The 24194-nt window shown below is 63.3% G+C and carries 24 protein-coding genes and 1 tRNA gene; 18 read left to right on the forward strand and 7 right to left on the reverse strand.

The genetic code is table 11. From position 1 onward, the window contains the following. Window positions 1-42 precede the first annotated feature (42 nt). On the reverse strand, window positions 43-381 hold the full coding sequence (locus tag ACYU81_RS02420) for a hypothetical protein (protein ID WP_449474653.1): 339 nt from the start codon (window positions 379-381) through the stop codon (window positions 43-45). Window positions 382-581: 200 nt separating this feature from the next. Here ACYU81_RS02420 and ACYU81_RS02425 point away from each other — a divergent pair, with 200 nt between their 5' ends. The 7 genes from ACYU81_RS02425 (at window position 582) to phoB (ending at window position 7977) form a co-directional block, all read left to right on the forward strand. After that, window positions 582-1835: an ATP-binding protein gene (locus ACYU81_RS02425; protein ID WP_449473482.1), complete on the forward strand. Its 1254-nt coding sequence runs from the start codon at window positions 582-584 to the stop codon at window positions 1833-1835. Between the two features lie 145 nt (window positions 1836-1980). Then, window positions 1981-3036, forward strand: coding sequence for a substrate-binding domain-containing protein (locus ACYU81_RS02430; RefSeq protein ID WP_460986189.1), 1056 nt, complete (start codon window positions 1981-1983; stop codon window positions 3034-3036). A 9-nt stretch (window positions 3037-3045) separates the two neighbouring features. After that, a complete protein-coding gene (gene pstC / locus ACYU81_RS02435) occupies window positions 3046-4440 on the forward strand; it encodes a phosphate ABC transporter permease subunit PstC (protein ID WP_460986190.1) in 1395 nt (464 codons plus the stop codon). Continuing rightward, window positions 4440-5684 carry a phosphate ABC transporter permease PstA gene (pstA, locus tag ACYU81_RS02440; RefSeq protein WP_460986191.1) on the forward strand — a complete coding sequence of 415 codons (1245 nt, stop codon included), beginning with the start codon at window positions 4440-4442 and terminating at the stop codon, window positions 5682-5684. The genes pstC and pstA overlap by 1 nt, the downstream gene beginning before the upstream one ends. A gap of 5 nt (window positions 5685-5689) precedes the next feature. Then, a complete protein-coding gene (gene pstB / locus ACYU81_RS02445; RefSeq protein ID WP_449474654.1) occupies window positions 5690-6478 on the forward strand; it encodes a phosphate ABC transporter ATP-binding protein PstB in 789 nt (262 codons plus the stop codon). Window positions 6479-6577: 99 nt separating this feature from the next. Then, on the forward strand, window positions 6578-7273 hold the full coding sequence (phoU, locus tag ACYU81_RS02450; RefSeq protein ID WP_460986192.1) for a phosphate signaling complex protein PhoU: 696 nt from the start codon (window positions 6578-6580) through the stop codon (window positions 7271-7273). 2 nt (window positions 7274-7275) lie between these two features. Then, entirely contained in the window at window positions 7276-7977 is a 702-nt protein-coding gene (phoB, locus tag ACYU81_RS02455; RefSeq protein WP_460986193.1) for a phosphate regulon transcriptional regulator PhoB, read from the forward strand. Between the two features lie 194 nt (window positions 7978-8171). On the opposite strand, the gene def is transcribed toward phoB, so the two are convergent. Continuing rightward, window positions 8172-8702, reverse strand: a complete 531-nt coding sequence (gene def, locus ACYU81_RS02460; RefSeq protein WP_449473490.1) for a peptide deformylase — start codon at window positions 8700-8702, stop codon at window positions 8172-8174. A 48-nt stretch (window positions 8703-8750) separates the two neighbouring features. Continuing rightward, entirely contained in the window at window positions 8751-9347 is a 597-nt protein-coding gene (recR, locus tag ACYU81_RS02465; RefSeq protein ID WP_460986194.1) for a recombination mediator RecR, read from the reverse strand. A gap of 53 nt (window positions 9348-9400) precedes the next feature. Between recR and fmt the strand changes: the two genes are divergently transcribed. Further along, window positions 9401-10309 carry a methionyl-tRNA formyltransferase gene (fmt, locus tag ACYU81_RS02470; protein ID WP_460986195.1) on the forward strand — a complete coding sequence of 303 codons (909 nt, stop codon included), beginning with the start codon at window positions 9401-9403 and terminating at the stop codon, window positions 10307-10309. 127 nt (window positions 10310-10436) lie between these two features. Then, the gene (truA, locus tag ACYU81_RS02475; RefSeq protein ID WP_460986196.1) at window positions 10437-11174 is read left to right on the forward strand and encodes a tRNA pseudouridine(38-40) synthase TruA; all 738 of its coding nucleotides are present in this window, start codon (window positions 10437-10439) and stop codon (window positions 11172-11174) included. A 40-nt stretch (window positions 11175-11214) separates the two neighbouring features. Here the strand turns inward: truA and ACYU81_RS02480 are convergent, their stop codons facing one another. Beyond that, the gene (locus ACYU81_RS02480; RefSeq protein ID WP_460986198.1) at window positions 11215-11934 is read right to left on the reverse strand and encodes a queuosine precursor transporter; all 720 of its coding nucleotides are present in this window, start codon (window positions 11932-11934) and stop codon (window positions 11215-11217) included. A gap of 87 nt (window positions 11935-12021) precedes the next feature. Between ACYU81_RS02480 and ACYU81_RS02485 the strand changes: the two genes are divergently transcribed. After that, a tRNA-Arg gene (locus ACYU81_RS02485) sits at window positions 12022-12098 on the forward strand. Window positions 12099-12192: 94 nt separating this feature from the next. Here ACYU81_RS02485 and ACYU81_RS02490 read toward each other — a convergent pair. Together ACYU81_RS02490 and fsa are read right to left on the reverse strand one after the other, a co-directional pair. Next, window positions 12193-12543 (reverse strand): antibiotic biosynthesis monooxygenase family protein, encoded by a 351-nt coding sequence (locus ACYU81_RS02490; RefSeq protein ID WP_449473499.1) that lies wholly within the window; start codon window positions 12541-12543, stop codon window positions 12193-12195. A 140-nt stretch (window positions 12544-12683) separates the two neighbouring features. Continuing rightward, window positions 12684-13337 (reverse strand): fructose-6-phosphate aldolase, encoded by a 654-nt coding sequence (fsa, locus tag ACYU81_RS02495; protein WP_460986199.1) that lies wholly within the window; start codon window positions 13335-13337, stop codon window positions 12684-12686. A gap of 138 nt (window positions 13338-13475) precedes the next feature. Here fsa and ACYU81_RS02500 point away from each other — a divergent pair, with 138 nt between their 5' ends. From ACYU81_RS02500 to ACYU81_RS02510, 3 genes are read left to right on the forward strand one after another with little or no spacing between them, the layout of a single operon-like run. Beyond that, complete coding sequence (locus ACYU81_RS02500; protein WP_460986200.1) at window positions 13476-14141, forward strand: DUF2490 domain-containing protein; 666 nt, start codon at window positions 13476-13478, stop codon at window positions 14139-14141. 45 nt (window positions 14142-14186) lie between these two features. Continuing rightward, complete coding sequence (locus ACYU81_RS02505; protein WP_460986201.1) at window positions 14187-16358, forward strand: primosomal protein N'; 2172 nt, start codon at window positions 14187-14189, stop codon at window positions 16356-16358. A gap of 14 nt (window positions 16359-16372) precedes the next feature. Then, window positions 16373-16528 (forward strand): DUF1289 domain-containing protein, encoded by a 156-nt coding sequence (locus ACYU81_RS02510; RefSeq protein ID WP_460986202.1) that lies wholly within the window; start codon window positions 16373-16375, stop codon window positions 16526-16528. Window positions 16529-16693: 165 nt separating this feature from the next. Here the strand turns inward: ACYU81_RS02510 and ada are convergent, their stop codons facing one another. Further along, window positions 16694-17758, reverse strand: a complete 1065-nt coding sequence (ada, locus tag ACYU81_RS02515) for a bifunctional DNA-binding transcriptional regulator/O6-methylguanine-DNA methyltransferase Ada (RefSeq protein WP_460986203.1) — start codon at window positions 17756-17758, stop codon at window positions 16694-16696. Window positions 17759-17862: 104 nt separating this feature from the next. On the opposite strand from ada, the gene ACYU81_RS02520 reads away from it, so the two are divergent. The 5 genes from ACYU81_RS02520 (at window position 17863) to atpD (ending at window position 24158) form a co-directional block, all read left to right on the forward strand. After that, on the forward strand, window positions 17863-19410 hold the full coding sequence (locus tag ACYU81_RS02520; protein WP_460988095.1) for a S1C family serine protease: 1548 nt from the start codon (window positions 17863-17865) through the stop codon (window positions 19408-19410). 201 nt (window positions 19411-19611) lie between these two features. Continuing rightward, window positions 19612-20166 (forward strand): F0F1 ATP synthase subunit delta, encoded by a 555-nt coding sequence (locus tag ACYU81_RS02525; RefSeq protein WP_460986204.1) that lies wholly within the window; start codon window positions 19612-19614, stop codon window positions 20164-20166. 2 nt (window positions 20167-20168) lie between these two features. Then, window positions 20169-21698, forward strand: coding sequence for a F0F1 ATP synthase subunit alpha (atpA, locus tag ACYU81_RS02530; RefSeq protein ID WP_460986205.1), 1530 nt, complete (start codon window positions 20169-20171; stop codon window positions 21696-21698). Window positions 21699-21803: 105 nt separating this feature from the next. Then, on the forward strand, window positions 21804-22688 hold the full coding sequence (locus ACYU81_RS02535; RefSeq protein WP_460986206.1) for a F0F1 ATP synthase subunit gamma: 885 nt from the start codon (window positions 21804-21806) through the stop codon (window positions 22686-22688). Between the two features lie 24 nt (window positions 22689-22712). Then, the gene (gene atpD / locus ACYU81_RS02540; RefSeq protein WP_449473516.1) at window positions 22713-24158 is read left to right on the forward strand and encodes a F0F1 ATP synthase subunit beta; all 1446 of its coding nucleotides are present in this window, start codon (window positions 22713-22715) and stop codon (window positions 24156-24158) included. Window positions 24159-24194: the final 36 nt, after the last annotated feature.

A 24194-nucleotide genomic window follows, 5' to 3' on the forward strand; every position in this document is an offset into this window, starting at 1 on the left:
ACTGGCGGCGCTCAGCTGTAGCGCACAGGAGTAAGCAGGTGCCTAACGCGGCATTTGCAATGATGCGTAGCAGGTGAAGCCGCTGGTTCCGGACTGAAGGCGCCGGATATAGTTCAGATACGCCTGATTCTGCTCATAGCTTGTGCCCGGCAGCCTGCCGCCGCGCAGAGCCTGCCGGACCTGCTCACCGCTATAGCTGCGTCCTTGCGCGGGCACGGCGCCCGCTGTCCCTGCCGGTACAAGCTGGCCATTGGGCGCGATATATTTTCCCGCGCGCGCCTGATCGGGAACCGGAATGGTGCAGTTCAGCACGGACGCAGCGGTATTGGCCAGAGCCGGACGGATTGACACAATCGCTGATGCGGCAACGGCGCCACCCATCAGCAGCTGGCGGCGCGAAGACGCGATCGAGTCGGCGTCCTGCTCCGCACCCTCTGAAGACACGGAATCGGAAGCATGCTGTCCGGGCGATTGGTCTTTCATACCGTCCTGATCCGCTATCGCGCTTGCCAAAGCGTAAAGAATCCACGCTATTGCGCCAGCCATTGCAGCAAAGCAGCCAATAATCCAGCGCGGTAACCATGAATCGACTGAGCATTTCCCAGATCACGGCGTCGCTCGCCATGCTGTTTTTGGCTACCGGAACCGCATTGCTGATGGGCGCGGCGCTCTCAGCCATCGCTCTTCCTGTGCTCGCGGGCATCGCCGTCCTGATCATCGCCGCGCAAGCGCCCACGTCCCGCCCTGCCGAGCCTGCCTCAATCGAACCTATCACCGACATAGTCGAACACCCCGACTTCGCGGACATGATGGAGGCGATTGCGGACCCTCTGATGCTCATCGAGCGCGGACGCATCATCCGGGCCAACCGGGCGGCGCAACGCTTGCTCGGCGCCCATATCGAGGGCGAGGATGCCCGCATCGCCATCCGCCATCCCGCCGCCGCCGAACGGCTCGCCAGCCTTGCGCCGATGAGCGAGGCGGTGATGCTGGAGCTGGTGGGTCTCGGCACACGCGATCAACGCTGGCAGATGCGCATTGCACCGGTCGGCGATGATGACGCAGTGCGTCGGCTGGTGCATCTTGCCGACCATAGCGGCGCCTATGCCGCCGAAAAGATGCGCGTCGATTTCGTGGCCAACGCCAGTCACGAGCTTCGCACGCCGCTTGCGGGCATTTTGGGCTTCATCGAAACGCTGGGCGATCCGGACCTTGGCCGCGACAATGATACGCGGCAACGCTTCCTCAAGATCATGGACGGTGAGGCGCGCCGAATGCAGCGGCTGATCGACGATCTCATTTCCCTGTCCCGCATCGAGGCGGAAAAATATCGCGTCCCTGACAGCCCCGTCGATCTTGGCGCCTTGGCTGCCGAGGTGGTGGGCGTTTTCCGGACGAGCCATGGCGACCGGGGCCGGGAAGTGGAATTGGACGTTACGCCCGGCCTGTCGGAAGTCGCGGGAGACAGGCCGCAATTGTCACAGCTGCTTCACAACCTGATCGGCAACTCGGTGAAATATGGAAAGGCCGGAACACCGATTCGCGTGAGCCTGACCGAAGGTCCGGGCGGAATGACCCGCCTCACCGTCGCTGACGAAGGCGAAGGGATCGGCCCGGATCACCTGCCCCGCCTGACCGAACGTTTCTACCGCGTCGATTCCGGGCGCAGCCGGGCTGTGGGCGGCACCGGCCTTGGCCTCGCCATCGTGAAGCATATCGTGGAGCGGCACCGTGGTCGGCTCGACATTGTAAGCGCGCCGGGAAAAGGGACCACGATCACGGTCCTGCTGCCGCCGATGCCCGCTGAAGAGAGGCTGTCGCTGTCCAAACACTGAATAAATTCTGCTCATCTTTTGAGCTTCCGGCCGCGATGTCATAAAAGTGCAACTGGACTGTCACAAAGGCGCGACCTACCGCGGCTACTGCGCGCCAAGGGGGGCAGCGATTGCGAATCGCGGCCTTTGATAAAGGAGACTATCCGTGAAGCATTTCGCTCTGATGGCTGCTACCGCAGCGGCCGCTCTTACTCTTGCCGGTTGCGGCGACCAATCGGGCGGCAGCGCCGGTGGGACGCGTGACCAAATCCGCGCGGTCGGTTCCTCGACCGTTTATCCCTTCGCGACGGCGGTCGCCGAAATGTTCGTCCAGGGCAATCCCGGTATGAAGTCGCCGATCATCGAATCGACCGGCACCGGCGGCGGCATGAAGCTGTTCTGCGCGGGCGTCGGCGCACAGCATCCCGACATCGCAAACGCCTCGCGCCGCATGAAGAAAGCCGAGTTTGAGGATTGCCAGAAGAACGGCGTTAAGGACATCATCGAAGTCCAGGTGGGCGTCGATGGCCTCGCCTTCGCCGAGTCAAAGGACGGCCCGGGTTTCAAGCTGACCCCGAAAATCGTCTATGAAGCGCTCGCCGCCAATCCTTATGGCAAGGGTCCGAACAAGGCGGAAACCTGGAAGGACGTTGACCCGAGCCTGCCCGCAACCGCGATCAGCGTATTCGGGCCGCCTTCGACCAGCGGCACCCGCGATTCGCTTGCCGAACTGATCCTGACCAAGGGCTGCGAAACCGATCCGGCCATGAAGGCGCTCAAGGAAAAGAGCGAGGACGAGTTCAAGGCAACCTGCACCCGCATCCGCGAAGACGGCAAATATGTGGATTCGGGCGAAAACGACAATCTGATCGTTCAAAAGCTCGCCGCGAACCCCAATGCTCTCGGCGTGTTCGGCTTCAGCTATCTTGAGGAAAACAAAGACAAGCTGAAGGACGTGTCGATCAACGGCGTCGAAGCGACCTATGAAACAGTGTCGACCGGCAAATATCCGGGCGCTCGCCCCCTCTTCATCTATGTGAAGAAGGCGCACATGACCGCGATCCCGGGTCTTCAGGCCTATCTCAACACCTTCGCCGCCAACTGGGCGCCCGACGGCGCGCTGACAAAGCGCGGCATGGTTGCCGCACCGGAAGACGTGCGCAAGGCGAGTGCCGAGACGATCAAGTCGCTGACTGTTCTCGACGGTTCGCAGCTCAAGTAAGCGGAAAATATGACAGGTCCTGCAATCTTCCTGCTGCTGGCAGGCCTGGGCGCCATCGCCTGGGTCAGTGCCCGGACGCGCGCGCTGCGGCTGCAAACCGCCGCACGCGCTTCGGGCCGCCGCGACGCCGTGCATAGCCTTCCTGGCTATCATGGCTGGTATGTCGCGCTCTGGACGCTCATCCCGGCGGCGATCTTTCTCGCCGTCTGGGCGAATATCTCCCCCGGGCTCGTCACTCAGCAAGTGTTGAGCAGCCCGGCCGCGCACAGCCTGCCAGCAGATGATTTCTCGCGCTCGGCCATATTGGGCGAAGCGCGAGCGATCGCCAGCGGTTCGCAATCGGGAGCGTTCAACCCACTCTCGCAGGGCCTTGTCCAACCCTATAAGGACGCCATCGGCAAATATGGCATCGCGGGCGCAGCGCTCGCACTGGTGCTGGCCTTTGCCGGGGGCGCCTATGCCTTCACTCGCGTGCGGCCTGATTTCCGGGCGCGTACGCGGGTCGAACGGCTCGTGATGGCGGTGTTGCTTGTGGCATCACTCCTCGCGATCGTCACCACATTGGGCATCGTCGTGTCGCTGCTGTGGCAGAGCCTTCGCTTCTTCTCGATGGTGAACCCGTTCGATTTTCTCTTTGGCACCAAATGGAGCCCGCAATCGGCGGCGCTGGGCTACGGCAATGACGATGCCTTCGGCGCTGTCCCTCTATTCTGGGGCACGATCTTCATCGGCGCGATCATCGCGATGGTCGTCGCCATCCCGCTTGGCCTGATGAGCGCCATTTATCTGACCCAATATGCCAGCCCCACGGTACGCAAGTGGATGAAGCCCATCCTTGAAGTGCTCGCGGGCGTCCCGACCGTCGTCTACGGCTATTTCGCCGCGTTGACAGTGGCCCCCGCATTGCGCGACCTCGCCGTGGCGATCGGCATCCAGGGCGCCTCTTCGGAAAGCGCCTTGGCCGCTGGTCTGGTCATGGGCGTGATGATCATACCCTTCGTATCCTCCATGGCGGACGATAGCATCGCAGCCGTGCCGCAATCCATGCGCGACGGCAGCCTCGCCATGGGCGCAACCACCAGCGAAACAATCCGCCGCGTGCTGATCCCCGCCGCCCTTCCCGGCGTCGTCGGCGGCGTGCTACTGGCTGTCAGCCGCGCGATCGGTGAGACGATGATCGTGGTGATGGCAGCCGGTCTGGCGGCAAACCTCACCCTGAACCCCTTCGCCAGCGTCACGACCGTGACGACGCAGATCGTGCAACTGCTCACTGGCGACCAGGAATTTGACAGCGCAAAGACGCTGGCGGCCTTCGCCCTCGGTCTCGTCCTCTTCGTGGTGACGCTGCTGCTCAACATCGTGGCCCTGCGGGTCGTGAAGAAATATCGCGAGGCTTACGAATAATGGCACCCGAACGCCTCCCCACCGACTGGAAGTCGGACGCGATGCGCAAGCGGATCGCCCGGCGCTATGCTTCCGAACGCCGCTTCAAGGCGGCTGGCCTTCTCGCCGTGGCACTGTCGGCCGCCTTTCTTGCCTTCCTGCTCTTCAACATGATGGGCAATGGCCTGCGCGGTTTCACGCGGACGGAAATAGCGGTGAAGATCGACTTCCCCGCGTCACCGCTGCTGCTCGATCCGAATGCGATCACCGATCAGTCGCTCGCCAACGCGAACCTGCCGATGATGACGGGCGACGTCGTGAAAAAGGCGCTGGGCGCGGATGCCGAGGAATGGGTGTCGCCCACGGCCTGGGTCGTTCTGCGTGACGCTATCAAGGCTGATCCCGGCATCCTGAGCCGCACCGAGACCATCAAACTCCCCGCATCGACCACCATCGATCTGGCGGCAAAGAGCGAGGGTTCGCCCGAGGCCGAAGCGGCTGTGGAGCGCCTGAACAAGGCAGGCTTGCTCACCACCGGCTTCAACATGAGCTTCCTGTCCGCCAGTGACGGCACCGACCCGACACAGGTCGGCATCTGGGGCGCATTCAAGGGATCGCTGCTGACGATGCTGGTGACGCTGGTGCTCAGCTTCCCGATCGGCGTCGCGACTGCCGTCTATCTGGAAGAATATGCGCGCAAGAACTGGCTGACCGACATTATCGAAGTGTCGATCAACAATCTGGCGGCTGTTCCTTCGATCATCTTCGGCCTGCTCGGTCTGTCGATCTTCTTGAACTTCCTGCACCTGCCGCGCTCCGCCGCGCTGGTCGGCGGCATGACGCTGGCGCTCATGACCATGCCAGTCATCGTCATCGCAGGCCGCAACGCCATCAAGTCGGTCCCGCCCAGCATCCGCGACGCAGCGCTCGGCATCGGCGCTTCGCCTGTCCAAGTGGTCTTCCACCACGTCCTGCCGCTCGCCCTGCCCGGCATTCTCACCGGCACGATCATCGGCATGGCCCGCGCGCTCGGCGAAACCGCGCCGCTGCTGATGATCGGCATGCGCGCCTTCATCGCCACGCCACCGGGCGGGATCACCGATCCGGCGACCGTCCTGCCGGTGCAGATCTTCCTGTGGTCCGACGAAGTCTCAAAGGGCTTTGTCGAAAAGACCTCCGCCGCCATCATCGTCCTGCTGGTCTTCCTGCTCGCGATGAACGGCCTCGCCATCTACCTGCGCAACAAGTTCGAAAAACGGTGGTAACAATGATGCACGAACCGCAAACACTGGTGCCCGCCACCCAAGTCAAGATGACCGCGCGCGACGTGAAGGTCTTCTATGGCGAAAAGCAGGCGATAAAGGGCGTCTCCATCGACGTCGACATGGATAATGTCACTGCCTTCATCGGCCCGTCGGGCTGCGGCAAGTCGACCTTCCTGCGGACCCTCAACCGCATGAACGACACCGTCGCTTCCGCCCGGGTCGAAGGCGCGATCACGCTCGATGGCGAGGATATCTACGCCCCCTCGATGGACGTGGTGCAACTGCGTGCCCGCGTCGGCATGGTGTTCCAGAAGCCCAACCCCTTCCCCAAGTCGATCTATGAGAACATCGCCTACGGCCCGCGCATCCACGGCCTGGCCCATGCCAAAGCGGATCTTGACGTCATCGTCGAAAAATCGCTCCGCCGCGCGGGCCTGTGGGAAGAGGTGAAGGATCGCCTGCACGACAGCGGAACCGCGCTTTCGGGCGGCCAGCAGCAGCGCCTCTGCATCGGCCGCGCCATCGCGGTGGAACCGGAAGTCATCCTGATGGACGAGCCCTGCTCGGCACTCGACCCGATCGCGACTGCGAAGATCGAGGAGCTGATCCACGAACTGCGCGGTCGTTACGCGATCGTCATCGTCACCCACAATATGCAGCAGGCCGCCCGCGTGTCGCAGCGCACCGCCTTCTTCCACCTGGGCGAACTGGTCGAATATGGCGTGACCTCGGACATCTTCACTAATCCCCGCCAGGAGCGGACGAAGGACTATATCACCGGTCGCTACGGCTGACCCGAGCGATTTCGAGCCAGATGGAACATCTGGCGGCTCGGAAATCGCGCAACAAGATCCAGCATCGATCAACGATGGATGCCTGCGGAGAGACGACATATGGCTGAACATACGATCAAGGCGTTCGACGAGGAAATCGACAAGCTGCGCGGCCTTATCGCCGAAATGGGCGGTCGTGCCGAAGCCGCCATCGAGAATGCAATGGTTGCGCTCCAGCGGCAGGACAAGACGCTCGCCGCGCAGGTGGTCACCGACGACAAGCGCATCGACGCTATCGAGGCGGAAGTTGAAAAGCTGGTGATCCAGGTCATCGCCCTGCGCGCGCCCATGGCCAACGACCTGCGCGACGTCATCGCCGCGCTGAAGATCGTCGGCGTGGTGGAGCGCATCGGCGACTATGCCAAGAATATCGCCAAGCGCGTTCCCCTGATCGCCACCAACCAGCGCACGTTGGAGCCGGTTTCCCTCCTCCCCTCCATGGGTCAGGTCGCGGCCGAAATGGTGCATGACGCGCTCAACGCCTTCGCGGCCCGCGACGCTGATCTCGCCACAGCCGTGATCGAGCGCGACACGGTGGTGGACGATTTCTACAACAGCGTCTTCCGCAGCCTCGTTACCTACATGGTCGAAAATCCCAAGACCATCAGCGAGTGCGCGCATCTGCTCTTCATCGCGAAGAATATCGAGCGGATCGGCGACCACGCCACGAACGTCGCGGAGATGGTCTATTACGCCGCGACCGGCCAGATGGCCCCGGAACGCGAACGCGGCGGCACCCAGGCCCTGGAGGACTGAATATGGCGAGAGCCAAGATGCTTCTGGTTGAAGATGACGCGGCCCTCGCAGAACTTCTCATCTGGCATTTCAAGCGCGAGGATTTCGAGGTCGCCCACACCGTCGATGGCGAGGAGGCATTGCTGCTGGCGCAGGAAAATGTGCCCGACATCGTCCTGCTCGACTGGATGGTGGAAAGCCTGTCCGGCATCGAAGTCTGCCGCCGTCTGCGCCGCATGAACGGCACGGCCAATGTTCCGATCATCATGCTGACAGCGCGCGGTGAGGAGGAAGATCGGGTTCGCGGCCTGGAAACCGGCGCCGACGATTATGTCACCAAGCCTTTTTCCCCCCGCGAACTGGTGGCGCGCGTCGGAGCAGTCCTCCGCCGCGTGCGCCCCGCCCTCGCTGGCGAAACGCTCACTTTTGCAGACGTGGAAATGGACACCGTCGGTCACAAGGTGCGTCGCGGCGGCCAGGTGATCCCCCTCGGCCCCACAGAATTCCGCCTGCTCAAGCATTTCCTGGAGCATCCCGGCTGGGTCTTCTCGCGCGAGCGGCTGCTGGACAGCGTCTGGGGTCAGGACAGCGACATCGAACTGCGCACCGTCGACGTCCACATCCGCCGCCTGCGCAAGGCAATCAACGCCGACGGCCAATATCGCGACATCATCCGCACAGTACGTTCAGCGGGTTACGCGCTAGACACGGATGGGGTGGGTTAGCGTACCTGCTCCCTCTCCCCTTCAGGGGAGAGGGCCGGGGAGAGGGGAATGAGGGAACATCGCCTTCATAGCCCCGTCTCCCGCCTTCGCTACGCTCGGCACCTCAGCCAGAGTCACGTGCCTCTGGCTGACCCCTGAAGGAGAGAGCGAATCATATTTCAAGCCAGAGCGCTTCCCTGACCTCTACAGGCGTCTCAAGCCGCCTTGCGCGCCTTCACCAGCTTCTTCATCAACATGTCCCGCTTCAACCGCGACAGATGATCGATGAACAGCACGCCCTGCAAATGATCCATCTCGTGCTGTAAGCAAGTGGCCAGAAGGCCCTCAAGCTGCTCCTCATGAATACGCCCTTCGCGATCCATCCAGCTCGCCCGGATCGTCGCGGGCCGCTCCACCTCGGCATATTGGTCCGGCACCGACAGGCAGCCCTCATTATAGACTGACAGGTCCGCCGAACCCTCCAAAATCTCGGGATTGATGAACACCATCGGCTTTTTCACCGAAGGCGCACCCTCTTCATCCGATTCGGGCTCCTGCAAATCCATAACCAGCACGCGCTTCGGCACGCCAACCTGTATCGCCGCAAGGCCTATGCCCGGAGCGTCGTACATGGTTTCGAACATATCATCGATCAGGCGTTGCAGATCGTCATCGATCGCCTCCACCGGAGACGAAATGGTACGCAGGCGCGGGTCAGGCGCCTCAAGGATTGGAAGAATGGCCATGTGGTTAAAATAGCCGCAACGACGGGCTTTTTCAAGCGACCGCCAAATTCACCCAAGAGGCCGCCGCGCCCGCAAAGCCTGCGCCAATGTGCCCTCATCCAGATAGTCGAGTTCACCGCCCACAGGCACGCCATGGGCCAACTGCGTCAGCCGCACCGGAAAGCGCTCCAGCCGTTCCGCCAGATAATGCGCGGTGGTCTGCCCCTCCAGCGTCGCGTTCATCGCCAGCACCACTTCATCAATGCCGCCCGCTTCGACTCGCGTCACCAGCGCATCGATGGAAAGGTCTTCCGGCCGCACCCCTTCCAGCGCCGACAATCGCCCACCTAATACATGAAAACGCCCCGGAAAAAGCCGCGATTTGTCGAGCGCCCACAGGTCCGCCACATCCTCCACCACGCACAGCGCGCGAGCGTCGCGGCGCGGGTCGGCACAGATGCCGCAGGGATCCACCGTATCGACATTCCCGCATAAACCGCACGTAACCAGCCGATCATTCACCGCATCAAGCGCACGCAGCAGCGGTTCCAGCGCGCTTTCCCGCTTCTTCAGCAGGTGCAACACAGCACGCCGCGCCGATCGCGGGCCAAGGCCCGGCAGACGGGACAGCGCCTGCGTGAGCGCATCAATCTCGAGAGAAGCCATGGAACCGAGATAGGGGCTTGCAAGTCCGGGGTCAAAAGAGTTGAGAGGCGACTATGCGCATCATCTATATGGGAACCCCCGATTTCGCCGTCCCCGCCCTCGTGACGCTGGCCAAGGCCGGGCACGAAATCGTGGCGGTGTATAGCCAACCACCCCGCCCCGCCGGGCGTGGGAAGGCGCTACGCCCCTCCCCCGTTCAGGCTCAGGCTGAGCAGATGGGCCTCGAAGTTCGCACGCCGATTTCGCTCAAGGACGCGGAGGTACAATCCGCCTTTGCCGCTCTCAATGCCGATGTCGCGGTGGTGGCCGCCTATGGCCTCATCCTGCCGCGCGCCATACTGGACGCCCCCCGTTCCGGATGCCTCAACATCCACGCATCGCTCTTACCTCGCTGGCGCGGCGCAGCGCCGATCCAGCGCGCCATCCTCTCGGGCGACAATGTGACCGGCGTCACGATCATGAACATGGAAACGGGTCTCGACACCGGCCCAATGCGCGCCAAGCATGTGACCCCAATCGAGGACAAAACGGCTGGCACGCTCACCGCCGAGCTGGCGCAGGCAGGCGCCGAATTGATGATCGAGGTCTTGGACGACCTCCCTGCACACCCGGCTGTGCCCCAACCAGAAGAAGGCGTCACCTACGCCGCCAAGATCGACAAGAGCGAAGCCCGTCTCGACTTCACCCGCGACGCGCATCAGGTCGAACGGCAGATACGCGCCTTCAACCCCTTCCCCGGCGCATTCTTGGAATATCGCGGCGAACGCTTCCGCATCCTCGCCGCCCATGTCGAGGAGCATGAAGGCCAGCCAGGCGAGTTGCTCGACAACAGCCTGCTCATCGGCTGCGGCCACGGCGCGATCCGCCCCACCCTGCTCCAGCGCGCCGGCAAGGGTGCGATGTCTCCGGGCGAACTCCTACGCGGCTACGACATGCCCGCCGGGTCGCGCGTCGATGCCTAATCCCACTTCACCCCACAACCGTCATCCCAGCGAAAGCTGGGATCTCAGGGAACAGCATGCCACATGGTCCAACATCCCAGTTTCCCCTGGGATGACGGCGTCAATATTTCCGCTGATATAGCCCCCCATGACCCGCTTCGCCTTCACCGTAGAATTTGACGGCCGCCCGTTCATGGGCTGGCAACGGCAGGCGCACGGTCCCAGCGTCCAGCAGGCGCTGGAAGACGCCATCCACGCCGTCACCGGCGAGCGCTCCGTGATTCACGCAGCGGGCCGAACCGATGCCGGGGTCCACGGCCTTGCCATGCGCGCCCATGCAGACATTGAGAAGCCGATCGCGCCCTTCCGCCTGATGGAAGCGATGAACGCGCTCTTGCGTCCCGACCCCGTCGCCATTCTCGCCTGCGAAACCGTAGCCGATGACTGGCACGCCCGCTTCTCTTGCATCGGCCGCGCTTATGTTTACCGCATCGCCAACCGCCGCGCGCCGCTCACCTTCGAGAGCGGTCTGGTCTGGCGCGTCATCCAGCCGCTCGACACCGATGCAATGCAGGAAGCCGCCCAACTCCTCGTCGGCCGCCACGATTTCACCACCTTCCGATCGGCCCATTGCCAGGCGGAAAGCCCGCTGAAATCCCTCGACCGCCTCGACGTGGAACGCGAAGGCGACCGCATCGCCATCCACGCCGAGGCGCGTTCCTTCCTCCACCATCAGGTGCGCTCGATGGTCGGTTGCCTGGCGTTGGTCGGCATGGGTCGCTGGTCGATAGCCAACATGCGCGCTGCCCGAGACGCGAAGGATCGAGCCGCCCTCGGCCTCAACGCTCCGCCCGACGGCCTGTATTTCGTGCAAGCGCGCTACTGAACCCCTCGTCATCCCAGCGAAAGCTGGGATCTAAGGCCCCCTAAATCCGCGTCCGGAACGGCGTGAAATCCGTCCCCTCATCATAGACGTCCAGCCCCTCGGCGCGCTTCAGGCTGTTGACCACCAGATAGGTCAAGGGCGTCAAAACCGCTTCCCAGGTCACCTTCAACATCCAATTGGTGACCATCACCGTCAGCACCTGCGCGTTGCTCCACACGCCAACAAAGGCCAGCGGATAGAAAAGCAGGCTGTCCACTCCCTGCCCCACGATCGTCGATCCGATCGTCCGCATCCACAGATGCTTGCCCTGCGTCAGCAGCTTCATCTTGGCCAGCACGAAACTGTTGGCAAACTCCCCCGCCCAAAACGCCGCTAGCGAAGCAAAGACGATGCGCCATGTATTGCCGAACACCGCCTCATAGGCCTTCTGGTCCGGCCAGCCCTCCGCCGGAGGCAGCTTCACCACCACCCAACTCATCAGCGCCATGAACAGCATCGCGCCGAAGCCAGCCCAAACGCATCGGCGGGCGCGGGCGTAGCCATAGACCTCGGTCAGCACGTCCCCCAGCACATAGCCAAGCGGAAAGAAAAGAATGCCAGCGCCAAAAGTGAAGCCGCCAACCGTCGATAGCTTCGCCGCCCCGATCAGGTTCGACAGCAGCAATATGGCGACGAACGCCGCGATGAAGAAATCGAAATAGCGCATCGGCCGCCCAGAGAGCGCCTGTGCATCGATTTTCCGAACCCCCAAATCGGTCATGCGCCCTTGCATATCGGCCCGCCGCACAAATGCAATGGCAGGCATGATTGCGCGCAGGCACAAGCCCCGCTATCGAAGCGCCGATGCGGCCCCGTAGCTCAGCTGGATAGAGCATTCGCCTTCTAAGCGAATGGTCACAGGTTCGAATCCTGTCGGGGTCGCCATCTTCCCTACAAGCGCCAGCCGAACAGCAGCATCAATAACCCGGCGATCAGGATCGCCGCCGCCAGAAATCCCCAGCCAAAATCCAAGCCGTTCCTATTCGCCATCGAGCGGACTGTCTTGTGGCCGCGCCCGCATCAGCAGGTCGTCGGTCACCGTCATGGTGAAGATTGGATCCGCATCAGGCGGCACTTCCGCGATCGCATCGACAAAGGCGGCTCGGGTTTCCGGCTCATCATAGACCATCTTCTGGTCGAACGCCGCGCGCCAGGTCTCCTCGTCCGGCCACTCCGCATAGCCGACAAAGCGCCCATCGGCATCCCGGTGGAGCCGTGAACCGAAGCTGCCATATTTTTCGCGGATCAGGTCAGTTCCGCGCCGCCATGCCGCGCGGAACTGATCTTCTTTTCCCGGATGCACCCGCCACCAATAGACCGCGACGAACATCGCACCTCTCCTTTACAGGAGAGAATGATGCAGCGGACAAGAGGTTGCGACTTAAATCCACCGTGCTCCTGCGCAGGCAGGAGCCCAGTTCAAGCGGCGGGACTAGGTTCCTGCATACGCAGGAACACCTCGCTCCCAGATCAGAGAACCGACTGCCCGGTCTTCTCCCAGTCCGCCAGGAAGCCCGCAATTCCCTTGTCGGTCAACACGTGGTTGAACAGCGCCTTGATCACCGAAGGCGGCGCGGTCATCACGTCGGCGCCGATCTTCGCGCTTTCCAGCACATGGATAGGATGCCGAACGCTTGCCACCAGAATCTCGGTATCGAACGCATAATTGTCGTAGATCAGGCGGATATCCTCGATCAGCCTCATGCCATCAAAGCCGTTATCGTCATGCCGTCCGACGAAGGGCGAGATGAAGCTCGCGCCCGCCTTGGCCGCCAGCAGCGCCTGATTGGCCGAAAAGCACAGCGTGACGTTCACCATCACGCCATCGCTGGTCAGCGCCTTGCAGGTCTTGAGGCCATCGATGGTCAGCGGCACCTTGATGCAGACATTGTCCGCGATCTTCCGCAGCACGGCGGCTTCCTTCATCATCGTCTCATGGTCGAGTGCGACGACTTCGGCGGAAACGGGGCCATCGACGATGCCGCAGATTTCCTCGACCACTTCCATGAACTTGCGGCCTGATTTGTGGATCAGCGACGGATTGGTCGTCACGCCGTCCAGCAGGCCAGTCGCGGCAAGGTCGCGGATTTCGTTGGTGTCGGCGGTATCGACGAAGAACTTCATGGGTCTGCTCCGGGGCGGGATGTGCGAATCGGCTCCCCTTTAGCGGCCGATCGCCGGTTTAGCCATTATTGCCAGCGGCGGGCTTTACGGAAACAGGTCCGTAACATTATGAGCGCTACACCGTTCCAAGGATACCGCATGCCCGTCCCCACGCCCGGCCGCAGCGCTCTGGCAGCGCTCGCGCTCATTTTACTCGCCTTCAGCCCCGCTGCGCAGGCGGCCGAAGAGGAAACGCAGCTATGGCTCGGCGCATCGGCAACGATGAAGGCCAGCCCTCACAACATCGTCCTGATCGACATCGGCCACCGCTTCCGTCGCGATGAATCGGGCGGCGAACAGCAACTCGCCCGCATCGCGCTAGATCATGCGCTTGCTAAAGATGTCCAGATCGGCGGCGGCTTGGCCTTCTTCCATTCCGGTCCTGAACAGGAATTGCGCACGTTCCAGCAGTTGACCCTCACCCACGGCATCTGGCAAAGCCGCACCCGGCTGGAGCAGCGCTTCTTCGACACGACTGACGAAGCAAGCTGGCGGCTACGGCAGCGAGTGCAGGCCTCCATTCCACTGGACGCCGCGAAAAAATGGACGCTGGTCGCAGCAGGCGAGCTCTTCTTCCACCTGAACCGGGCCAAGCCGAGCGACAAGACCGGCCTTGCCGTCATGCGCCAGCAAGCCGGGCTGCGCCACGCGCTCGGCAAGTCCATCGATATCCAGGCACTCTACATGCGCCAGCAGACCTTCCGCGACGACCGGCCCGACGCGGTCGCCCATGTCCCCTGGCTGACGCTCAACTGGAAAATCTGAACGCGCCGCCTTGCCTCCCGCCCCCCAGACGATAGGGAGGGGCGGATGAGTTCGCGCGCCCGTGTCATCCTGCTGAACGCCGCCCTTGGGCCGCTCGACTATCGCGTGCCCCATGGCATGAACGCGCAGCCGGGCAGCATCATCGTAGCGCCACTCGGCCCACGGCAAATCATCGGCGTGGTGTGGGATGAGGACAGCTTCCCCGAAGTCGAAAGCGTTGGCGACAACCGCCTGCGCAACATCGTGGGACCCGTGGACGCGCCGCCGATCCCCGAAACCCTCCGCCGCCTGATCGAATGGACGGCGGACTATTATCTCGCCCCCATCGCCTCGGTCCTGCGCATGACGCTGGCATCCATGTCGGCGCTGGAAGGCGCGCGCACCATCATCGAATATCGCGCCACCGGCGACCTGCCGGACCGCATGACCGAACAGCGCGCCCAGGCCATGGAGCGCATAGGCGATCGGCAAGGGCTGATCCGCGAACTGGCGCTGATCGGCGGTGTCAGCGACGCCGTCATCCGTGGTCTGGTAAAGGCAGGCGCCTTCGAGGCGGTGGAAGTGAGCATCGACACGCCCTTCCCCCGGCCCGACCCCGACCATGCCCCGCCCCAACTATCCGACGGCCAAGCCAACGCCGCCGCCGAGTTCGTGGACGCGGTGCGCCAGCGCGACTTCGCCCCTTTCCTGCTCGACGGCGTCACTGGCTCCGGCAAGACCGAAGTCTATTTCGAAGCCATCGCCGCAGCCATCCGCGAAGGACGGCAAGTGCTGGTCCTCCTGCCCGAAATCGCGCTGACTGAACCCTTCCTCGAACGCTTCGAAAAGCGCTTCGGCACCGTCCCCATCAGTTGGCACAGCGGCCTGCGCCAATCCGAACGCCGCCGCGCCTGGCGTGCCATCGCATCAGGCGAAGCAGCGGTCGTCGTTGGCGCTCGCTCGGCTCTCTTCCTCCCCTATCCCAATCTCGGCCTCATCGTCGTCGATGAAGCGCATGAGGCAAGTTTCAAGCAGGAAGACGGCGTCCATTACCACGCCCGCGACGTCGCGGTGATGCGCGGCCTTATGGAAAAATTCCCCGTCATCCTCGCATCGGCCACCCCCGCGATCGAGACCCGGCATCAGGTCGAACTTGGCCGCTATCGCGAAATCAAGCTGCCCTCCCGTTTCGGCGGCGCGGAAATGCCAGGCATAGAGGGCATCAACCTGCTCACCGACCCGCCGGAGCGCGGCCGCTGGATCGCGCCGCCCCTCATCCGCGCGATCGATGAAACGATGGAGAAGGGCGAACAAAGCCTCCTCTTCCTCAACCGCAGGGGCTATGCGCCGCTCACCCTCTGCCGCCATTGCGGCTATCGCTTCCAATGCCCCAACTGCACCGCCTGGATGGTCGAACATCGACTGACCAAGCGCCTCGCCTGCCATCATTGCGGCCATGTCATCCCCTCCCCCCGCTTCTGCCCGGACTGCAAGGAGGAGGACAGCCTCGTCGCCTGTGGCCCCGGCGTGGAGCGCATTGCGGACGAGGTAAAGGCGCTCTGGCCGCAGGCGCGCATTGCCATCGTCACTTCCGACACGCTCTGGTCGCCAGCCAAAGCTGCCGAGTTCGTGAAGTCGGTCGAAGCAGGCGCGGTCGACATCATCATCGGCACCCAGTTGGTGACGAAGGGCTATCACTTCCCCAACCTGACGCTGGTGGGGGTGATCGACGCCGACCTCGGCCTCGAAGGCGGCGACCTCCGCGCGTCCGAACGCACCTTCCAGCAAATCGTCCAGGTCGCGGGCCGGGCAGGCCGGGGGCAGAAACCGGGCCGAGTCTTCATCCAGACCCGCATGCCCGAATCAGAAGTCATCAAGGCCCTCATCGCAGGCGATTCGGAACGCTTCTATGAGGTGGAGACAGAGAACCGCCGCCGCGCCAATGCCCCGCCCTTCGGCCGCTTCGCCGCGATCATCGTCTCCAGCGAGGATGCCGATGAAGCCGCGCAGGTCGCCCGTCTGATCGGCAAGTCCGCCCCGCTGATCGACGGCATGCGCGTTTACGGCCCTGCGCCCGCGCCGCTCTCCGTCCTGCGCGGCCGCCACCGCCATCGCCTGCTGATCCACGCCAACCGCCAGATTGATGTACAGGCGGCGATCCGCGAATGGCTGGACAATGTCACCTGGAAATCAGGGACGCGGGTCGCGGTGGACGTCGATCCCTACAGCTTCATGTGATGGCCTGAACGCCCATGGAAAGCCCCTGCATAAACATCTGCAAGCTGGACAAGGCAGGCCGCATCTGCACCGGCTGCGGCCGGACGGTTCAGGAAATCGCCCGCTGGCGCGGCATGAGCGAAGCGGAGCGCCGCGCGATCATGGAACGGCTGAAAAGGTCAAGAAGCTAAGAACACATTCCCCTCCCGCAAGCGGGAGGGGTTAGGGGTGGGCGCGAGCAAAGCGAGCTTCAAGGTTCGCCATTGAAGAACACCGCCGATGTTGCAAGGCCCACCCCCGGCCCTTCAAACGAGTCACGTGCCTCGTTTGAACGCTCGCGGGAGGGGAGAATATCTTCACTCTCCCCCACTCTCCCGCTCCAGCAAAGCCTTTTTCCGCTCCAACCCATAGGCATAGCCGCCAAGGCTACCATCACTCCGCAACACCCGGTGGCAGGGAATAATCACAGCCAACCCATTATCCCCACAAGCCGTCCCCGCAGCCCGCACTGCCCCCGGCCGCCCAATCGCCGCCGCGATCTCGCCATAGCTCCGCGTCTCTCCCGCCGGAATCGCCCTCAACGCCGCCCAGACCGCCTGCTGGAAAGCCGTGCCATTCACATCCATCGGCAAATCCAAAGGCTCAGCCGGATTCTCGATCAACCGCACCACCTGCCCCGCCAACGCTTCCAGCGCCGCATCTCCCGGCACGATTTCCGCCTTGGGAAAGCGCCGCCGCAGATCACCCTCATCCTCATCAAAGCTGATCCGGCAGAGCCCCTTGGCCGTCGCCGCCACCAGCACAGGCCCAAGACTCGACCCCACCACAACGTATCGGATCGCAACGCCGCGCCCGCCATCCTTCCACGCACTCGGCGTCATGCCCAAATGCCGATCCGCATCGGCATAGGCCCGGCTCGGCGCATTATAGCCCGCGTCATAGATCGCGCTGGTCACGCTCCCTCCTCCCTCCAAGGCCTCCTTCAGCCGCTCGGCACGCAGCGATCGAGCATAAGCAGCAGGCGTCAGGCCCGTATCCCGCTTGAACAGCCGATGGAAATGATGCGGCGCATAGCCCGCATGCGCTGCGACCTCCTCCAACGAGGGCACCGCCTCGCACCCAGCAATGAAGGCCTTGGCCGCCTCAACCGCCAACCGATCCCGCCCGACCTCATCCGGCCGACAACGCAAGCAGGCGCGAAAGCCCGCCGCCCTCGCCGAAGCAGGATCGGGCAAGAAGATCATATTCTCCCGCCGGGGATGCCGCGCCGCGCAGCTTGGCTTGCAATAAATGCCGGTCGTCAGCACCGCGCCCACAAACTGCCCATCCACGTCCCGATCGCGCCGCTGGAACGCGTTCCAGCAGGCATCGTCATCCATCGGTAGCGGAGTCGAGGCGGAAACTTCGGTCATCTGGTTCATGCATATGGGATAACAGGCGCGATCGGGCCAGCCTTCCCGCCTCTTGCGCTCAAAGCATTTCCCGATTGCCTCAGCCAGACTTTACCATATGAATGCGCCGCATCATGGTCGAACTCCTCCGCCGCCTCTGCCTTTTGCTCGCCCTCGCCCTGCCCGCGACAGCGCGCGCCGAACAGCAGGACATCGCCGCCGCCGCGCGCGGCGTTGTCCGCATCGCCATCGTGGCGACGGACGGCAGCGAAGCCTATTTCGTCGGCCATGGCAGCGGCTTTGCGGTTGCGCCAGACAAGGTACTGACCAACGCCCATGTCGTCGAACTGACCCGCGAGGAAAAAAACCTCGTCATCGGCGTCGTCCCTTCCGAAGGCCGCAAAAGCTACGGCGGCCGCGTCATCGCCTATTCCCCAGGCAACGACCTCGCGCTCATCCAGCTGGAGGAAGGCCACCTGCCCGTCAGCACCTTCTACGCGGGCGCCATCAGCGATGGGCAGCATGTGACCGCGATCGGCTATCCCGGCACGGTCGATCGGGCGCAGGGCCTTGGCCTCAAGGAAATGGTGGAGCCGCTCGGCACGGTAAAGACCAGCGGCAACGTGTCGTCGGGCCGATCAAGCCATAGCTTCGACACCATCCTCCACACCGCCCCCCTCGCCGCAGGCAACAGCGGCGGCCCGCTCGTCGACGATTGCGGCCGGGTGCTGGGCGTCAACAGCTTCGGGTCCATCTCGGACGGCAATGACGCCGAATTCGGTTTCGCCGTGTCCTGGCGCGAGGTAGCCTCTTTCCTCCGGCAGGCGGGCGTTTCATCCCTGCGCACCGTCGTTCCCTGCCGCTCCATGGCCGAAGCCGACGCCGCAGACGCCGCGCTCACCCAGCGCGCGGCGCAGCAAAGCGAGCAGTCGGAGCGCGCCCGCGCCGACGCGCGCGAAGCCGCGCTTGGCAAGGCGCGCGACGCGGCGGAACGCGACGTCATCTCCGGCCGCGAAAATGCGATGGCGGGCGCGGCCGTGCTTCTGGCGCTGGCGGTGCTTGGGCTCGGCGCGGGCGGCCTCTTCTACAGCCAGGGCCGCGAACGCCGCGCAACATGGTCGCTCGCGGGCGGCGGCCTGCTGCTGTTGGGCGCGGTCGCGCTGTTCCTGCTGCGGCCGAGCTTCTCCAGCGTGGATGAGCGCGTGAAACTGCCCGACGACGGCAGGGTGGCGGGCAACCATGCCTATGCATGGGAAGGCGACAATGTCTGCGCGATCGACCTCAACCGCAGTCGCCTCACCGTGTCGGAGGCCAATGACCTTCCTTTCAACTGGACCGGCACCGGCTGCGCCAACGGCAACAGCCAATATGTCAGCGCGGGCAATGAATGGGAGCGCGCCGCTGTCCCGGATTCGGGCAACTTCATCACCGTCAGCCGCTTCGACCCGGCAACGGGCACCTTACGCGTCCAGCGCTGGCTGCCGGATGGCGATGCGATGGACAAGGCTCGCGCCTTGTTGAAGGACGGCCCGATCAAGGCGTGCGGGACCGATCCCGATCTGCTCGCCCGGATCGCCGCCCTGCGAAGCGATCTTGCCTCCCTGCTGCCCGCGCAACCCAACGAACGCCTGGTCTATCATTGCCGCAAGGGCCGCCTCGCTCCCCCCGACCCCGCAAACTGATCAAAATCGCGCGGCGGAAAGCGCCGTCTAATCGTCTCCATTCCATCCTTGCGACGGAATCGCGTTCCATGACTTGCATAGTCATAAAGCCGCTGCTAACCGGCCGGGCAACAGGGGATCGGGACGGATAAGACCGCGCCCCTCTTTTCGCATGACCGGCAAATCAAGTGCCAGTGACAGAAATTGGAGGACGGTAAGCGCGTGGAGACTACCGGCGGCATTCAGGCTAGCCTCAGCGGACGCTACGCGCTTGCGCTGTTCGATCTGGCCCGCGACGGCAACGCCCTCGACACCGTGGCGGCCAGCCTCGGTGCGATCAAGGCGGCGATCGCCGAATCGGCTGATTTCAAAAGCCTCATCAACAATCCCGTGCTGAGCCGCGACGCGTCTGGAAAGACGATCGCAGCGGTCGCAGCATCCATCGGCATCGACGCGCTGACGACGAAGTTCCTGGGCGTCCTCGCCGCGAACCGCCGCCTGTCACAGCTGCCCGCCGTCATCCGCGCCTATGAAACGCTGCTGTCGAATCACAAGGGCGAAGTCCGCGCGGAAGTGACCAGCGCGCATCCGCTCGATTCGAACCAGATCACCGCGCTTGCGCAAAACCTCCGCACCCGCGTCGGCCGCGACGTCGCGCTCGAAGCCAAGGTCGATCCCGCGATCCTGGGCGGGCTGGTCGTAAAGATCGGCAGCCAGATGATCGATTCCTCCATCCGCACCCGTTTGAATAGTCTCGCCCAGGCGATGAAAGGCTGAACATGGATATCAACGCCGCAGAAATTTCGAAGGTCATCAAGGACCAGATCGCCAATTTCGGCACCGAAGCGCAGGTGAGCGAAGTCGGTTCCGTGCTGACCGTGGGTGACGGCATCGCCCGCGTCCATGGCCTCGACAACGTCCAGGCGGGCGAAATGGTCGAGTTCGCCAATGGCGTGCAGGGCATGGCGCTCAACCTCGAAGCCGACAATGTTGGCGTCGTGATCTTCGGCTCGGACGCCGAAATCAAGGAAGGCGACACCGTCAAGCGTACCGGCACCATCGTCGACGTTCCGGTCGGCAAGGGTCTGCTGGGTCGCGTGGTCGACGGCCTCGGCAACCCCATCGATGGCAAGGGCCCGATCCAGTATACCGAGCGCAAGCGCGTTGAAGTCAAGGCGCCGGGCATCATCCCCCGCAAGTCGGTGCACGAGCCCGTGCAGACCGGCCTGAAGGCGATCGACGCCCTCGTCCCCGTCGGCCGTGGCCAGCGCGAACTCATCATCGGCGACCGTCAGACCGGCAAGACCGCCGTCGCGATCGATACCTTCATCAACCAGAAGGGCATCAACGCGGGCGACGATGAGGGCAAGAAGCTCTACTGCATCTACGTCGCGATCGGCCAGAAGCGCTCGACCGTCGCGCAGATCGTCAAGCAGCTCGAAGAAAATGGCGCGATGGAATATTCGATCGTCGTCGCCGCGACCGCTTCGGAACCCGCTCCGCTCCAGTATCTGGCGCCCTACACCGGCGTCACCATGGGCGAATTCTTCCGCGACAACGGCATGCACGCCGTGATCGTCTATGACGATCTGTCCAAGCAGGCCGTCGCCTATCGTCAGATGTCGCTGCTGCTGCGTCGTCCTCCGGGCCGCGAAGCCTATCCCGGCGACGTTTTCTATCTCCACAGCCGCCTGCTGGAACGCGCTGCGAAGATGAACGACGCCAATGGCAATGGCTCGCTGACCGCGCTGCCGATCATCGAAACGCAGGCGGGCGACGTGTCGGCCTATATTCCGACCAACGTGATCTCGATCACCGACGGCCAGATCTTCCTCGAAACCAACCTCTTCTACCAGGGCATCCGTCCGGCCATTAACGTAGGCCTGTCGGTGTCGCGCGTCGGTTCCGCCGCGCAGACCAAGGCGATGAAGAAGGTGTCCGGCTCGATCAAGCTGGAGCTGGCGCAGTATCGCGAAATGGCGGCCTTCGCCCAGTTCGGTTCGGATCTCGACGCTTCGACCCAGAAGCTGCTGAACCGCGGTGCGCGTCTGACCGAGCTGCTGAAGCAGGCCCAGTTCTCGCCGCTGCCCTTCGAAGAGCAGACTGCGTCGATCTTCGCTGGTACAAACGGCTATCTCGACAGCGTCGCCGTCAAGGACGTGACCCGTTATGAAGAGCTGATGCTCGCCTATCTGCGTCACGACCATGCCGACGTGCTCGCCGCGATCCGCGACAGCAAGGATCTGGGCGACGAGCCCAAGGCCAAGCTGAAGGCCGCGCTGGACTCGTTCGGCAAGACGTTTGCGTAAAGGATAATCCGTCATCCCAGCGAAAGCTGGGATCTCAGGCCCAAGGGTTCAGCCCGGAGGCACGAGATCCTGACTTTCGTCAGGATGACGAACAGAAGGTTCGTCATGGCCAGCCTCAAGGAACTGAAGATCCGCATCGGGTCGGTTAAATCGACCCAGAAGATCACCAAGGCGAAGCAGATGGTCGCCGCCGCGAAGTTGCGCAAGGCGCAGGCCGCCGCCGAAGCCGCGCGCCCCTATTCCAGCCGTCTGGAAGCTGTCGTCGCCAGCCTCGCGTCGAAGATCGCGGGCGGCTCGGGCGAAGGCGCTTCGCCGCTGCTCGCTGGCACCGGCAAGGATGACGTCCATCTGCTGGTCGTCGCCAACTCCGACCGTGGCCTTGCGGGTGCGTTCAACGCGAACATCGTCAAGGCGGCTCGCGCCAAGGCGGACGAGCTGATCCAGCAGGGCAAGACCGTGCGCTTCTACCTGATCGGCCGCAAGGGTCGTCCGGTCATCAACCGCACCTTCCCCGGCATGATCGTCGCACAGTTCGAGACGACCGGCGCGAAGGAGCCGGGCTATGCTCAGGCCGAAGCTATCGCGCATGAGCTGACCGACATGTATCTGAACGGCAAGTTCGACGTAGCGCATCTCTTCTTCTCGCGCTTCAAGTCGGCTCTCGCCCAGATTCCGACGGAGCAGCAGATCATCCCGGTCAAGATCCCCGAAGACGCGGATCGCAACGCTATCCCCGCGACGGTCGAATATGAACCGAGCGAAGAAGCGATCCTCGACGACCTGCTGCCGCGCAACATCACGGTGCAGATTTTCAAGGCGCTGCTGGAAAACAACGCGTCCGAACAGGGCGCATCGATGACCGCCATGGACAATGCGACCCGCAACGCCGGCGACCTCATCAACAAGCTGACCATTCAGTATAACCGCAGTCGCCAGGCCGCGATCACCACCGAACTGGTCGAAATCATCTCGGGCGCAGAAGCCCTCTAAGATCACGCACGCAAGGAAGCAGTCATGGCAACCACCAACAATGTAGGCCGCATTTCGCAGGTCATCGGCGCTGTCGTCGACGTGACCTTCCCCGATGCGCTCCCCGCGATTCTCTCGGCGCTGGAAACCAGCAACAACGGCAACCGCCTTGTTCTGGAAGTCGCCCAGCATCTGGGTGAAAATACCGTCCGCACCATCGCGATGGACTCGACCGAAGGTCTGACCCGCGGTCAGGAAGTGACCGACACCGGCGCGCAGATCAGCGTTCCCGTCGGCCCGGCCACGCTCGGCCGCATCCTGAACGTCGTTGGCGAGCCGATCGACGAACGCGGCCCGGTCGCCACCACGCTGACCGCACCGATCCACGCCAAGGCTCCCGAGTTCGTCGATCAGTCGACTGAAAGCTCGATCCTTGTCACCGGCATCAAGGTCATCGACCTTCTTGCCCCTTACGCGAAGGGCGGCAAGATCGGCCTGTTCGGCGGCGCGGGCGTCGGCAAGACCGTGCTCATCCAGGAACTGATCAACAACATCGCGAAGGGCCATGGCGGCACCTCGGTATTCGCGGGCGTCGGCGAGCGTACTCGTGAGGGCAACGACCTTTATCATGAATTCCTCGACGCTGGCGTTATCGCCAAGGACGCCGATGGCAATGCCATCAGCGAAGGGTCGAAGGTGGCGCTGGTTTACGGCCAGATGAACGAGCCCCCGGGCGCCCGTGCACGCGTCGCCCTGTCGGGCCTCACCATCGCGGAATATTTCCGCGATCAGGAAGGCCAGGACGTGCTGTTCTTCGTCGACAACATCTTCCGCTTCACCCAGGCGGGCGCGGAAGTGTCGGCTCTGCTCGGCCGTATTCCTTCGGCCGTGGGCTATCAGCCGACCCTGTCGACCGACATGGGCGCTCTCCAGGAGCGCATCACCTCGACCAACAAGGGTTCCATCACCTCGGTTCAGGCCGTTTACGTCCCCGCGGACGATTTGACCGACCCGGCGCCTGCAACCTCCTTCGCGCACTTGGACGCCACCACCGTTCTCAACCGCGCCATTTCGGAACTCGGCATCTATCCGGCGGTCGATCCGCTGGACTCGACCAGCCGCGTTCTGGAACCCCGCACCGTGGGCCAGGAGCATTACGACACCGCTCGCGCTGTCCAGTCGATCCTGCAGAAGTACAAGTCGCTTCAGGACATCATCGCGATCCTGGGCATGGACGAGCTGTCGGAAGAAGATAAGCTCACCGTCGCCCGCGCCCGCAAGATCCAGAAGTTCCTGTCGCAGCCCTTCCACGTCGCCGAAGTCTTCACCGGCATCTCGGGCAAGTTCGTCCAGATCGAAGACACGGTGAAGTCGTTCAAGGCTGTGGTCGAAGGCGAATATGACCACCTGCCCGAAAACGCCTTCTACATGGTCGGCGGCATCGACGAGGCCATCGAAAAGGCAAAGAAGCTGGCTGCGGAAGCGGCGTAAGCTTCCAAATGTTTCCCCTCCCGCAGGCGGGAGGGG

The sequence above is a fragment of the Sphingobium sp. TomTYG75 genome, assembly GCF_054771635.1.